A 12,413-nucleotide genomic window follows, 5' to 3' on the forward strand; every position below is an offset into this window, starting at 1 on the left:
AGGATTAATCTACTGCGCTGATGGGAGCTCGGCTCAAATGCCCCCGATTTTTCGTTGCGTAGGCCCACTATGCGCCTCAAAATCGTGAACATTCGATCTCGCTCTCTCATCATGCTCGCTACGATCACCTAAGTCCGACAGGCTCCTAGATGAGGCTATGTTGTGACCGCTGTTCCGGATTTTGGTACCCCTCGTTCAGGTGTCGGCCACCACCTGACAATCTATAAGTATAATTTCCACCAATAAAAATAAATGATCCGCCGGGACCGGATGGTCCCCACAAGCGGCTTACGCGGTCTTTGATTCGCAGGCTTGCAGTACCCATGCGGACGAAGAGACCGAAGCGGATTAGTAAGACCAAGCAGTAGAGGGTGGAAATAGTATGGTTATGGATATGGGACGCGCTGCGATCGGAGCAGCGTTTCTAATGGGTAGCCTCGTCAATTTCGCGGTGGCGGACGAATACCCGATCGTCAATACGAGTCTCAGGCAGTTGCTAGCCAGCGACGGTCACGAGGGAAATGCCAATCTCGACACCTCGAGATGGGAACGCGGCCACTATGCCGGTTTGTCCATTGAACATGCTACACCGGTGACCGACGAGCGTTTCGGGAACGCCGAGTTCGGTATGTTCATCGGAGAGAGTGTCGACCGCATCTATGATCCGGCGAAAGAACACGGTCTGGATCAGAAACCGGTCGGGATGTACATGAAGTACCGCTTCTAGCGAACCCCGCTTTGCGGTCGAGCCTCAGGCGGACCCGGGAACGGTAAGGTTGCCGAACCCCGTCAATAGTGAACTTTTCGATCGACGCACCGTCTATGAATACTGAGCGCTGTAGCCCGGCGCTTCCCGCTTCCCTCCCTGAGCGGGTATGTGGCTCGGACTCCCCCAAAACCGAGCCCCTCCCACCCCGGCGTGAGTCTCACTATACACGCCGGGGTTTTTTTGTCTGAATATCTTTCCGATCTTCGCGCCCATCCGGGCGTGACCCGGGGGTCGGGTTGCTCAGCCAGTCCAATATGATCTTTCGCGCCTCCTCCTGTCCGGTTCTGTCTCGGGCGGAAAACAGTTGCGCACCGCTACCAGAGCCCAACAGGCCGGCCCTCACCACACGCAGGGACTGGTGTTGCTTGCCACGTCCGAGTTTGTCCGACTTGGTCAGCAGCACGTGGACCGGAATCCGGTGATAGGCGCACCAGTCGAGGAACTGCCCGTCGTCCGGTTTCATCGGGTGCCTGGCATCCATCAGCAGGATCAAACCCTTCAGGCTCCGGCGGCGGGAAAGATAGCTCTCGATCAACCGCTTCCATTTCCGGCGGGTCTCTTCCGGCACGCGCGCGAATCCGTAACCGGGCAGGTCAACGAGCCGTCGGGAATCATCGAGCGTAAAGAAGTTCAGCATCTGCGTCCGTCCCGGGGTGCGGCTGGTTCGGGCCAACGCCCTGCGGTTGCAAAGGGTATTGAGCGCGCTGGACTTGCCGGCGTTCGATCTCCCGGCGAACGCCACCTCGGCGCCCTCGTCGGGGGGGAAGCGGGAAGGATGCACCGCACTGCCCTGGTAGCGGGCGTTGCCCAGTAGCAGGCCCTCGCGGTCCTTCCGTGTATGATTGGTTTGCATGGTCTGTGTTTTTGCGGCCAGTGGGCGATTATGTTATACAGTTCAGCCAATTTTTCCGGTGCCGGCCAACGTGAGAAGTGTGCATTTTGCCGGTGGCAAACGAATACTATTCTGGAGTGGCTTGGTATGAGATTGAGCAATGCCCTTTATCTGATCGGTCTGCTGGCCGTATCCGCCATGGCATCCGATCAGGGTGGTGACGCGGCCGCAGGCAAGACCAAGGCAGCCGCTTGCGCCGCCTGTCACGGTGCGGACGGAAACAGTACGAACCCGGAGTGGCCCAAGCTGGCCGGCCAGGGTGAATTGTATCTCTACCGCCAGCTTTCCAACTTCAAAAACAACAAGCGCGAGGCCGCGCTCATGGCAGGTCCCGTGGCCGCGCTGTCCGATCAGGACATGAAGGACCTTGCCGCCTATTTCTCCAGTCAGACCCGGACGCCGGGCAGCGCGGATCCTGTCCTGGTCTCGCTGGGCGAGCAGGTCTTCCGCGGTGGCGACGAGGATCGGGGCGTGTCATCCTGCATGGGTTGCCACGGGCCGACAGGGGGGGGAAATGCACCGGCCGGTTTTCCCGCGCTCTCTGGCCAGCAGGAAAAATACGTTGTCAATCAGTTGCGTGCGTACCGTGATGGCCTGCGCCGAACGGACCCCTCCGCGATGATGCGCGATAACGCCGGTCGCATGAGCAACGAGGAGATCGAGGCAGTCGCATCCTATATCGCGGGACTGCATTAGACGTTGCGGGTGGTGTCGATGAAATCCTGGTCCATGGTTGTCTTTGCGCTGCTGCTGTCGCTGACGGCTGGGGCACTGGCAAGTACGAACTCGATAGATGAGGGAATCGATTACGAACGGCTCAGGGTCCCGGTACCCACGGACGTCGAGCCCGGACAGGTCGAGGTCCTGGAGTTGTTCTGGTACGGGTGTCCCCATTGCCATTCGTTCGAGCCCTTCGTCAACAAATGGCTCGAAGCCAAGCCCAAGTCGGCCGTGTTCGTCCGGGTCCCGGCTACCCTCAATCCCAACTGGACCCCGCATGCGCGCATGTACTACGCACTAGAGCTGATGGGCGAGATCGACCGGTTGCATCCCATCATCTTTGAGGCCATTCAAACCCAGGGGCGGCGCCTGGGGAACCTCAGCGCCATGACGCGCTTCCTGAGTCAGCAGGGAGTCGATACGGAACGATTCGTGCGGGCCTACAATTCCATGGAGGTTGATTCGCTCGTAAGACGGGAAGCGGACCGCGCAAGGCGATATGGCGTGACTGGTGTGCCCAGTGTGATCGTCAACGGCAAGTACCGCACGAGCGCCTCTATGGCTGGCAGCTACGCCAACATGATTCAGGTGATAAACTACCTCGTGGAACAGGAGTCGAACCCGACCTGATCCTTACCGGTACAAATAGAATCCGGTAAGCGTGGAACTCCCGTTGACCGGAATCACGGAACCGTCCGGCTTTCCGGTTCGTCGTGACCATCACGCGGCTTCGGACAGCGGGTTCCGGGTCTGGGCAACGTGGACCCGGTGCGGTAGTCGGATCGCCTTGTCCCGAATCCCGGGTAGCAGGCAACCATTACCGGTACAGGCCATTTTCGATGACTCAAGGCCAACCTCTGGCATTGGACATGCGGGCGCAAGACGGCCAACCGATCAAGCGGTTGAGAGTGCTGTCGTACAACATTCAGGTCGGCATTCCTTATAGCCACTATCGGCACTATTTCACCCGTAGCTGGAAGCATGTGCTTCCCTTTCATGGCCGCCGGTCCAACCTGAACAACATCGCCGATTTCGTCAGTGATTTCGATATTGTCGGCATCCAGGAACTCGATGCCGGCAGCATCCGCAGCAGCAATATCAATCAGGCGCAATATCTGGCCACCCGGGCCGGGTTTCCGCACTGGTTCGCACAGACCAACCGCGATCTCGGGTTATTCGCGCAACACAGTCTCGGGATGCTCTCCAGCGTACGGCCGGCGGCGATCATGGGTCACAAGCTGCCCGGGCGTATCCCAGGTCGCGGCGCGATGGTAACGACCTTCGGTGAGGGAGCCCACACCCTCATCGTCATCGTTATGCATCTCGCATTGAGTCGCAGGGCACGGACCCAGCAACTGGCGTACATCGCCGAGTACGTCAGGAAGCACGAACACGTCATCCTGATGGGCGACCTTAACTGCCGCATCGACGACGAGGAGTTTCAGTCGCTGTTGAGCGACACTCACCTCTGTTCCCCGGAACAGGAGCATCACACCTATCCGAGCTGGCGACCCCGCCTCGGACTGGACCACATCCTCGTGACACCGGGAATGCCCGTCGAACAAAGTCGCACCTACCTCGACGCGGGATTCTCGGACCACCTGCCGATTTCGGTCGATATCAAGCTCCCGGCCACGCTGAAACTATGGCGCGAGACGCAGTCGAGGTAGCGCATCATCCCGGTCAGGTTTCGTATCGTACCTTCCGTCGAGAACGCTGTTACTATCTCGCAGAATTTTCGCGGTTCTCACAGACCGTCGGGAAATTTCCACCGCAGGTGGAACCGCTACGCTCACCGTCGAGACCAGGCATTAATATTGAGCTCATCGGACCCCGAACATCGATGGGTCGCCCATCCAAACCTGGAGACTGTAAGTGTTGGAGTTACGCATCCTGAGCCGCTCGGCCGTCCTGCTGGTGGCGGTCCTTCTGTCGGCATGTGACGATTCGGCCACACCAACCCCGGCATCCGGCACCGATGACCCCCCGGACATCCTCGAGAATGCCGCGCTCGGTATCTGCTCACCGGGGGCGTCCGAACAACAGGAAATGTTACAGCTGATCAACGCCGCGCGCGCCGAGGCGCGACACTGCGGAGCGGATCGCTACGAGGCAGCCGATCCCTTGACCTGGGACTGCAAGCTGCAGCAGGCGGCGCGTAACCACTCCGAAGACATGGCGACGACCAATTTCTTCAGTCACACCGGATCCGACGGTTTGAAGGCCTCGAGCCGGATCGAGGCGCAGGGTTATGAGTGGAAGTTCTGGGGAGAGAACATCGCCGCGGGATATGGGTCGCTACCGGCGGCGCTGGCCGCCTGGCTTGACAGCCCCGGGCACTGCGCGAACCTCATGAGTGCGAAATTTACCCAGGTCGGGGTGGATTCCGCGACCGACAACCGGTCAGACTACGGCATCTACTGGACACAGGTTTTCGCCAGGCCCGCGTCTTCCCCATAGGAAAACCCCGGTCGAATCGACCCCTCCGTTAGCGCAAGGCGACGTGCACGAACCCGCTGCTCAACCCGTTCGGTTCGAGTCGCCCCGCTAAGGCGATTGCCGGAAAACGACAGACCGGACCGCGCCGGATTTTCGTTCGTCATCAAGACTCGAAAACAGGCGCATAGTCGAACGATGGAACGGTTGTCGCAACACGGCGGACGGACGACTAAAGACAAGCAGGATGGTATGTCATTTGACAGAAATCGCCTAAGGCCTTCCCAAAGGCTTTGCCTCAACCGAACTGCAACGCCAACGAGCGGATCAGGGTTCCGTCCGCCTTCCCAGCCCTCCTTCGCCCGCCTCTTCCATCATCTGTATCGATCCCGCTTCCCTCTCGCCGGCGACACACCGCTGAAACTCCGGCGAGTCCCGTTCGTATCCCTTGTCGGCGCAGGTCACCTCAGCCGTTGTCTGACAGGCAGTGAGCAGGAATAGGCTAATCGTGAGTATCGGGATTCGCATGGTTTCATCACCCTGATTTATGCCGACGGACAGGGATATCGGGCGCGGTATGACCCCGGCCGGGCCGTCGCGTCCCTGAGGGACATCTGTCCCTGAAGGATTTTATCATATGGGCAACCCCGCCCGGCCCGGTATCATCATCCGGTTTGGCCGTCCCGCTACACTCAGCCGTTCGGCGTGGTGACGATGTTCGGCCTGATTTCTCCAGGCAGCATCGGCTCGAACGACGCGCGATGGGAATCGTCTTTGCGGCGGATCCCGCTCCAAAATCGGGTCGCGGGCCGACGGCGAGGCGTCCTGCGAGGAGGCCAGGGATTCCGGCGAAGTCCAATAATCCAACCTCCGTCCCGACCGCCCGCCCGAGATTCACAGCATTCCCGACAGCAGCGTGGCGATGCCCAGGAAGCTGAAGAAACCCGCGACGTCAGTTACGGTCGTCAGAAAGATCGACGATGACTGGGCAGGGTCCTGGCGCAGCACGGTCAGGATGATGGGGATGGCGGCGCCGAACATCCCGGCGATGATCATCGATAGCACCATCGAGACGCCGATCACCAGTGCCAGTCCCGTGGACCGACTCCAGATGTAGACACCCAGGGACGTAACCAGGGCAACGGCGATGCCGTTCCAAAGGCCGACGTTGATCTCCTTGAAGACCACCCGCGCCCACTGACTGGGCCGAATCTCCCGCAGGGCCAGTCCCCGCATCGTCACTGCCAGTGCCTGGGCCCCGGTGTTACCGGATTGGCCGGCCACGACAGGCAGCAGTACGGCCAGGGCGGTGAACTTCGCGATGGTGCCCTCGAACAGACCGACGACCGCGGCTGCCAGAAAGGCTGTCGCCAGGTTGATCTGCAACCAGGGAAGACGCTTGCGTACCGCGAACGAGATCTTCGACAGCGCCCGCTCGTCCTTGCTTGCACCCACCATGGTCTGCATCTTGACGCTGGCTTCGTCCTCCACGGCGTTGACCAATACCTGATAACGGATCACGCCCATCAGGCGTCCCTCGAAATCCAGCACCGGGAGATCCGTCAGGGGGTGCTGTTCGAGTCGCTCGACGACCTCCTCGCGCGGTGTGATGGCCTCCACGGAAGTGGGCGCGGCACGCATCATCGCATCCAGACGCGCGCCGGCAGCCGCCACCGCAAGATCCTGAATGGATACGACCCCCAACAGGTGACGATCATCGTCGACGACGAACAGCACCCTGACCCCCTTGCGTTTGCTCATACGCAGGCGTGAGAGGGCCTGTCGGACCGTCATCTCGGGCCTGAACGTGATGACCCGCGTATCCATCAGCGAACCCGCCGAATCCGCGGGGTAGGCCAGGATGGAGCGTATGTCGTTGGCTACAGCGGTCGTCAGGCGCTTCAGATGCGCTTCCCGGCCCTCCTCGTCGAGCCCGGCGAGCAGCATGGCCGCGTGATTCGGGTCCATACGATTCAAGGCCGCGGTGGCAGTCTTCGCCTCGACGGTATTCAGCAATCTCACCGCCACGTCAGGGGCCAACTGCTCCCAGACACGAACGGTCAGGCTGGGAGGATGCGCGCGCAATATGCGATCGATTTCCTCTACAGGAAGTTTTTCGAGGCGCCTGGCGGCTTCTCCGGGATAACTACTGAGCAATGTCCGCTGAAGTCGCTGGACAGTCCTGGCGTGACTATCCGGCATTGCGATCTCCCTCGACGCGAGCGCCGGACCCTGTAATGGAGGTGAGCAACAGCGCCAGCATCGCCCACGCGAGCCCCGCCAATTCCAGCAGGGGATCCGTCATTTCCGGAGCGCGGCTACCTGTTTGTGTCTCCAACGATTCGCCCGGATCGACTGGCCGGTGTAACACGCCGACGAAGTGGTCTCGTCGATTCCTTACCGGCAACGTCGCGTGCGTCTTCCACGCGGGGTGCTGACCGACGATGTCGATGCTCGCATTGGCGGACAGCACCGCCGCAGGGGGCTGCATCAAGGATCTGAGCGGCGTTCTCCCGCTGGCGAACAGGAGATCGCGAATGTCCACGATTCCGCGCAATTGCTCAGCATCGTTCACGATGTAGAGATGGTGCCGGACGCTTTCGGGTGCCGCGTGTACCCGCCTGAACGCCTCTTCCACTGTGTCGCGCTCGCGAAACGACAGCACCTGGGGGTCCATCACCGCACCCACCAGACCACGTGCATAGCCGAGTGTGAGTCGCAGAAATGCGGCCTGATGCTGGGGAATCCCGGCCATGATCCGCGCGCGGGCGGTTCTGTCCATGTGTCTGAACAAGGTCGACGCCGTGTGTATGGGCAGCTTGGCGCTCAACGCCGAGGCCTTGGCGGCCGGCAGTTGCTCGAGAAATCGGGCGGCGGTCTGTGGATTGATGTGTCTTACGATCCTGTTTGCAGATGCCACGGGAAGCTCGTCGATGAACGATGTCACCTCCTGCAGGTCCAGACTTTCCAGGACCCGCGCCGCTTCCTCCGGGTGGGACTCCAAAAAACCGAGCGAGAGGTCGTCAAGCATTTGGTTAGTCCTCCCGATTGAGCAGCAGGCAGGCGGACTCACCGAAAAGCTTTGCGGGAATCATCGCCCGTCCATCGTCGGTGTCGAGCACCACATCCGTCGGCGTGATCTCCAGAATCTCGCCCTCGATGTCGGCGACGCGCACCTTCTGCCCGATCCGATACGCCTTACGAACATAGTGAGAGGCGATGATGTTGCCGACCGAGGGTGCGGCGCCGAGCCCGAACGCCAGGCCGAGCCCGCCGAGCAATGCGGCGGTTGCGATCGTGGCGACATTGATCAGTAATTGGGTATCGAGACCGAACTGTCCGATACCCAGGATGATGGCAATGGTGAGAATAAGGGTCTGCGCGAGGCGGCTGAGGGGATCGGCGGAAGCGAGCCCGCTGGCGGATGCCGCCGAAAGGATCGCATTCCTGGCCCACCCGCCGAGGAAGTAGCCGATCAGCATGATCAGCCCGCCGGCGATCAGGTCGGGCAGATAGACGAACAGACTGCCCAACCATGCGGCGAGGCCGGGTAGCCCGAGTGTCTCGATGGCTGCCGTGAAGAAAAAGAACAAGGTGAGCCAGTACACCACACTCGCGACGAGGCCGGATGGCTTGCGACGCAGTGGAAGCGATTCCTGACCCGTGCCGAGCCTGAATCGCGTGACGAGCCGATCGATCCCGATTCCGAATCGCAGGATGATCGTTCGCAGGATCTTCGCCAGAATCCAGCCGAAAACGAGCAGCAACAGCGGGGCGATCAGGCTCGGCAGAAAGGCCATGAGGTCCTGCGTGAACCTGCCGAGCCCATCGGTGATCAGTTGCGTGTATGTTTCCATCGAGCAAGAGAAGCTGGCTTTGTGTGATCCGGTACCGCTCGCATTGTCGATCAATAGATTCTAGATGGGTTTCCCCGCATGGCAGTAAAGACCCGGCAGTCGTCGCGAATGCGACAGCTCAAGTTCGGTAAATCGGTCGCTGCAGCCAGCGGCCACGAGAATCGTTGACAAGCGGGACTGCGAGATCGAAACTCGCATCGAATCCGTGGCACCGCGCTCGAACGATAGGCACGTTTCGGACCGGTCACAACGACGAACCACGATCTCTCGCCGTCATACAGATTGAATTGTCCCGAAATCCTGACCATCGAAGATGTCTGCCGAGAACATGGATCAACCCAAACGCATCGCTTTCGTTTCCACCCGAATTCACGGTACCGACGGTGTCAGTCTGGAAATCGAGAAATGGGCCCATGTTCTGAAAGGCATGGGGCACGAGTGTTTCTACATCACCGGGCAGTCGGACCGACCAGAGTCCGTATCCGAGGTCATTCCGGAGGCGCTCTTCACGCACCCCGTCATCGACGAGATCAACCGGCAGTGCTTCGGTCGCGAGATCCGCTCGTCCGTGGTCAGCAGCCAGATTCACGAGATGACCTGGGTCCTGAAGGAGCGATTGCGTGAGGCCCTGGTTCGCTTCGGGATCGATGTCATGATCGCCGAGAACAGCGTCACCATTCCCATGAACATCCCGCTCGGGCTGGCCATCGTCGAGACGGTCATGGAAACGGGGATCGGTTGTATCGCGCATCATCATGATTTCGTGTGGGAGCGGGAGCGGTTCCTCGTGAATGCCGTGGACGACCAGTTGCGCACGGCATTCCCGCCGATGCTTTCACAGATACAGCACGTTGTCATCAACTCCCTGGCTGCACGCGAGTTCAGCCGTCGCACGGGGCTCTCCTGCCGGGTCATTCCCAACGTCATGGACTTCGACAATCCGCCCCCCAGTCCGGAAACGGCGGACAACGGATTCCGCAAGGCACTGGGAATCAGCGATGACGATTTCGTGATCCTTCAACCCACACGCATCATTCAGCGAAAGGGGATCGAACACACGATCGAACTCATCCGGCTGCTGGACGATCCGCGCTGCAAACTGGTCATCACCCATGCTTCGAGCGACGAGGGCAATACCTATGCCGAGCGTGTAAAGCGCTACTCGGAGCTGCTAGGTGTCGAGATCATCTACGCCGAGGACATGGTTAACAGCGAGCACAGCGTGTCGTCCGAAGGCGAAACCCGGTTTTCCATCTGGGACGCCTACCGCGAAGCGGACCTCGTCAGCTATCCCTCGACCTACGAGGGTTTCGGCAACGCGTTTCTCGAGGCCATCTATTTCAGCAAGCCCGTCCTGTGCAATCGCTATGCGATCTACCGCACGGACATCGAGCCCTGCGGGTTCATGCCGATTCTGATGGACGGGTTCCTTACGGATGAGGTCGTCGAGCAGGTGCGCCGCGTGTTGACCGATGATGCCTATCGAAGGGAGATCGAGGAGCACAATTATCGGATTGCGCACGAGTACTTCTCCTACTCTCGGGTTGAATACGAACTGCGGGCCCTGCTGCACAAACCACGACTCGCGCTTCGCCTCCCGACGTCGGCGTAGTCGCTCAGCGAAAAATCGACTCGCATACCCCTTTGCGCCCGATAGGCCTCACATCTTATTTCGACTGGCTGCCCGAGGTCGGCGCGAAGAGCCTGCGCGCGGATCTGGTCGCCGCCCTCACCGGGGCCGTTCTCGTCATCCCCCAGGGTGTGGCCTTTGCGGCCATTGCTGGCATGCCGCCGCAATATGGTCTCTATGCCGCCATGGTCCCGACGATCGTCGCCGCTTTGTTCGGCTCCTCTCGGCATCTGGTGTCCGGTCCCACCACCGCTGCGTCGATTGTGATCTATTCGGCGCTCAGCGGTCTGGCCGCGCCCGGTTCGCCCGACTTCGTGACCCTGGCGATCACGTTGACCTTTCTGGTCGGATTGACCGAGCTGATCCTGGGCCTTGCCCGCATGGGGGTCCTGGTCAACTTCATCTCCCACTCGGTGGTCCTGGGCTTTACCGCGGGAGCCGCCCTGCTGATCGCCACCAGTCAACTCAAACATTTCTTCGGGGTGGATGTCCCGCGCAAGCTCAATATCATGGAGCGTGTGACCCTGTTCTCGGACAAGCTGGACGAGATCAATCTCTATGCGGCCCTGGTGGGAGGCGTGACGCTTGCGGTCGGCCTCGTGCTTCGCCGAATCAACCGGCGTTTTCCGTACCTGCTGATCGCCCTGGTGGTGGGCTCGTTGTTTTCGGTGTTGTTGACCCGTGTGTTGGGGATGGAACACACCCATATCGCTTTCGTCGGGGCCTTGCCGGCCGCCCTGCCTGCGCTTTCGGCCCCGGATCTGAGCATCGCGACCTTGAAAGCGCTGGCACCGGCGGTGCTGGCTACGACGCTGTTCGCCCTCGCCGAGGCCGTCTCCATCGGTCGTTCGCTGGCACAGCGTTCCGGACACCAGCTTGACGGCAATCGGGAGTTCATTGCCCAGGGACTGTCGAATCTGGCCGGGAGCTTTTCTTCCGCGTATGTCGCAACCGGCTCGTTCAACCGCAGCGGCGTCAACTACGAGGCGGGTGCCCGCACCCCACTGGCGGGTTTGTTCGCGGGCCTGATCCTGATGGCGCTGATCTTTCCCGTTGCCCCCCTCACCGCCTGGCTGCCCAGGGCGGCGCTGGCGGGATTGCTGTTCCTGGTGGCTTGGAACCTGATCGACTTCCATCATATCGCGCGTATCGCTCGCACCAGCCGAAGCGAATTCGCGGTGCTGGTCATCACCTTCTTCGCCACCCTGTTCCTGGAACTGGAGTTCGCAATTCTCCTGGGTGTCCTGGCCTCCTTCGTGGTGTACCTTCGCCGTACCTCTCAACCTACGCTGAGTGTGCAGGTCCCCGACCCCCTCGATCGCAAGCGCCATCTCCGGTTCGCGGCAGACCGTCCGCAGTGTCCACAACTGCGTATCCAGCGCATCGATGGGTCCATCTGGTTCGGCGCCGTCGATTATATTTCGGAACAGTTTCGCCCGCAGATGGCGCGAAGGCCGGATCAGAAACACCTGCTGTTACTGATAGACGGGGTCAACTTCGTCGATGTGGCCGGCGCCGAACTCCTCGCGAGGGAAGCCGATCGCCGTCGCTCGAACGGCGGCGAACTGCACCTGATGGGGCTCAAGCCGGGGGTCTGCGAACCCTTGACGAGGGGCGATTACTTCCGGGAGATTGGCGCGGAGAACACATACGAGGGTAAGGCCGAGGCCCTGGCCGCTATCGTCCCTCAACTGGATCCGGAAATCTGCCGCCGCTGCACCGCCAGGATCTTTCTGGAGTGCGAGACGCAGCCAATCAATGGGGTCAGACTCGATTGATGCAGTTTGTTCTACACCATGCGAATCAATGGGGTCAGACTCCAATACTGCTACCTTAAGAAAAAACCTCCACGGATTAACAAGTTGGCATGCCTCATGGGTAAATATTCGGCGTGCCCATCTGCAAATAAATCAGCCAGTAAGCGTGTCTCGGAAGCGTCGATCCAGGAGGTAAACCCATAGGTCTTTGATCGGCACGCTCTGTTTGTCGGCGGGACCGAGCTTTCCTCGGCCTTTGGTTTGTCCCAGATAGATCCAGTTGGCGGCCTTGTAGCAGGTGCCCCGGAAGCGTGGCTTCTCAACAAAGGTCTCGAGCAGAACCGGGCTGTAT

The 12,413-nt window shown here is 60.4% G+C and carries 13 protein-coding genes; 7 read left to right on the forward strand and 6 right to left on the reverse strand.

The genetic code is table 11. The annotated features are described in order from the left end of the window. Window positions 1-388: 388 nt before the first annotated feature. Window positions 389-727: a hypothetical protein gene (locus LJE91_16170; GenBank protein MCG6870205.1), complete on the forward strand. Its 339-nt coding sequence runs from the start codon at window positions 389-391 to the stop codon at window positions 725-727. Between the two features lie 202 nt (window positions 728-929). On the opposite strand, the gene yihA is transcribed toward LJE91_16170, so the two are convergent. Continuing rightward, window positions 930-1,622 carry a ribosome biogenesis GTP-binding protein YihA/YsxC gene (yihA, locus tag LJE91_16175; GenBank protein MCG6870206.1) on the reverse strand — a complete coding sequence of 231 codons (693 nt, stop codon included), beginning with the start codon at window positions 1,620-1,622 and terminating at the stop codon, window positions 930-932. 126 nt (window positions 1,623-1,748) lie between these two features. Here yihA and LJE91_16180 point away from each other — a divergent pair, with 126 nt between their 5' ends. The 4 genes from LJE91_16180 to LJE91_16195 all read left to right on the forward strand — a co-directional run bounded on the left by LJE91_16180 (window position 1,749) and on the right by LJE91_16195 (window position 4,841). Beyond that, complete coding sequence (locus LJE91_16180; protein ID MCG6870207.1) at window positions 1,749-2,357, forward strand: cytochrome c4; 609 nt, start codon at window positions 1,749-1,751, stop codon at window positions 2,355-2,357. Between the two features lie 18 nt (window positions 2,358-2,375). After that, entirely contained in the window at window positions 2,376-3,011 is a 636-nt protein-coding gene (locus LJE91_16185) for a thiol:disulfide interchange protein DsbA/DsbL (GenBank protein MCG6870208.1), read from the forward strand. 209 nt (window positions 3,012-3,220) lie between these two features. Then, window positions 3,221-4,051 carry an endonuclease/exonuclease/phosphatase family protein gene (locus tag LJE91_16190; protein MCG6870209.1) on the forward strand — a complete coding sequence of 277 codons (831 nt, stop codon included), beginning with the start codon at window positions 3,221-3,223 and terminating at the stop codon, window positions 4,049-4,051. A 205-nt stretch (window positions 4,052-4,256) separates the two neighbouring features. Next, on the forward strand, window positions 4,257-4,841 hold the full coding sequence (locus tag LJE91_16195; protein ID MCG6870210.1) for a CAP domain-containing protein: 585 nt from the start codon (window positions 4,257-4,259) through the stop codon (window positions 4,839-4,841). A 303-nt stretch (window positions 4,842-5,144) separates the two neighbouring features. On the opposite strand, the gene LJE91_16200 is transcribed toward LJE91_16195, so the two are convergent. The 4 genes from LJE91_16200 to LJE91_16215 form a co-directional block, all read right to left on the reverse strand. Next, a complete protein-coding gene (locus LJE91_16200) occupies window positions 5,145-5,345 on the reverse strand; it encodes a hypothetical protein (GenBank protein ID MCG6870211.1) in 201 nt (66 codons plus the stop codon). Between the two features lie 366 nt (window positions 5,346-5,711). Then, window positions 5,712-7,019, reverse strand: a complete 1,308-nt coding sequence (mgtE, locus tag LJE91_16205; GenBank protein ID MCG6870212.1) for a magnesium transporter — start codon at window positions 7,017-7,019, stop codon at window positions 5,712-5,714. Then, a complete protein-coding gene (locus tag LJE91_16210) occupies window positions 7,009-7,848 on the reverse strand; it encodes a CBS domain-containing protein (protein MCG6870213.1) in 840 nt (279 codons plus the stop codon). The genes mgtE and LJE91_16210 overlap by 11 nt, the downstream gene beginning before the upstream one ends. 4 nt (window positions 7,849-7,852) lie before the next feature. Beyond that, window positions 7,853-8,674, reverse strand: coding sequence for a mechanosensitive ion channel (locus LJE91_16215; GenBank protein MCG6870214.1), 822 nt, complete (start codon window positions 8,672-8,674; stop codon window positions 7,853-7,855). A gap of 328 nt (window positions 8,675-9,002) precedes the next feature. Between LJE91_16215 and LJE91_16220 the strand changes: the two genes are divergently transcribed. Both LJE91_16220 and LJE91_16225 read left to right on the forward strand, forming a co-directional pair. Next, on the forward strand, window positions 9,003-10,286 hold the full coding sequence (locus LJE91_16220) for a glycosyltransferase family 4 protein (GenBank protein ID MCG6870215.1): 1,284 nt from the start codon (window positions 9,003-9,005) through the stop codon (window positions 10,284-10,286). Window positions 10,287-10,318: 32 nt separating this feature from the next. After that, a complete protein-coding gene (locus LJE91_16225; GenBank protein ID MCG6870216.1) occupies window positions 10,319-12,082 on the forward strand; it encodes a SulP family inorganic anion transporter in 1,764 nt (587 codons plus the stop codon). 132 nt (window positions 12,083-12,214) lie between these two features. On the opposite strand, the gene LJE91_16230 is transcribed toward LJE91_16225, so the two are convergent. Further along, a partial coding sequence (locus LJE91_16230) for a DUF4338 domain-containing protein (protein MCG6870217.1) occupies window positions 12,215-12,413 on the reverse strand: 199 nt, incomplete at its 5' end.

Source organism: Gammaproteobacteria bacterium (assembly GCA_022340215.1).
Classification (GTDB): domain Bacteria; phylum Pseudomonadota; class Gammaproteobacteria; order JAJDOJ01; family JAJDOJ01; genus JAJDOJ01.

What these genes read in the sequence shown, in the direction of transcription:
- LJE91_16170 (MCG6870205.1), top strand. Translation starts at nt 389, where the DNA reads ATGGATATGGGACGCGCTGCGATCGGAGCAGCGTTTCTAATGGGTAGC.
- yihA (MCG6870206.1), bottom strand. Translation starts at nt 1,622, where the DNA reads ATGCAAACCAATCATACACGGAAGGACCGCGAGGGCCTGCTACTGGGC.
- LJE91_16180 (MCG6870207.1), top strand. Translation starts at nt 1,749, where the DNA reads ATGAGATTGAGCAATGCCCTTTATCTGATCGGTCTGCTGGCCGTATCC.
- LJE91_16185 (MCG6870208.1), top strand. Translation starts at nt 2,376, where the DNA reads ATGAAATCCTGGTCCATGGTTGTCTTTGCGCTGCTGCTGTCGCTGACG.
- LJE91_16190 (MCG6870209.1), top strand. Translation starts at nt 3,221, where the DNA reads ATGACTCAAGGCCAACCTCTGGCATTGGACATGCGGGCGCAAGACGGC.
- LJE91_16200 (MCG6870211.1), bottom strand. Translation starts at nt 5,345, where the DNA reads ATGCGAATCCCGATACTCACGATTAGCCTATTCCTGCTCACTGCCTGT.
- mgtE (MCG6870212.1), bottom strand. Translation starts at nt 7,019, where the DNA reads ATGCCGGATAGTCACGCCAGGACTGTCCAGCGACTTCAGCGGACATTG.
- LJE91_16210 (MCG6870213.1), bottom strand. Translation starts at nt 7,848, where the DNA reads ATGCTTGACGACCTCTCGCTCGGTTTTTTGGAGTCCCACCCGGAGGAA.
- LJE91_16215 (MCG6870214.1), bottom strand. Translation starts at nt 8,674, where the DNA reads ATGGAAACATACACGCAACTGATCACCGATGGGCTCGGCAGGTTCACG.
- LJE91_16220 (MCG6870215.1), top strand. Translation starts at nt 9,003, where the DNA reads ATGGATCAACCCAAACGCATCGCTTTCGTTTCCACCCGAATTCACGGT.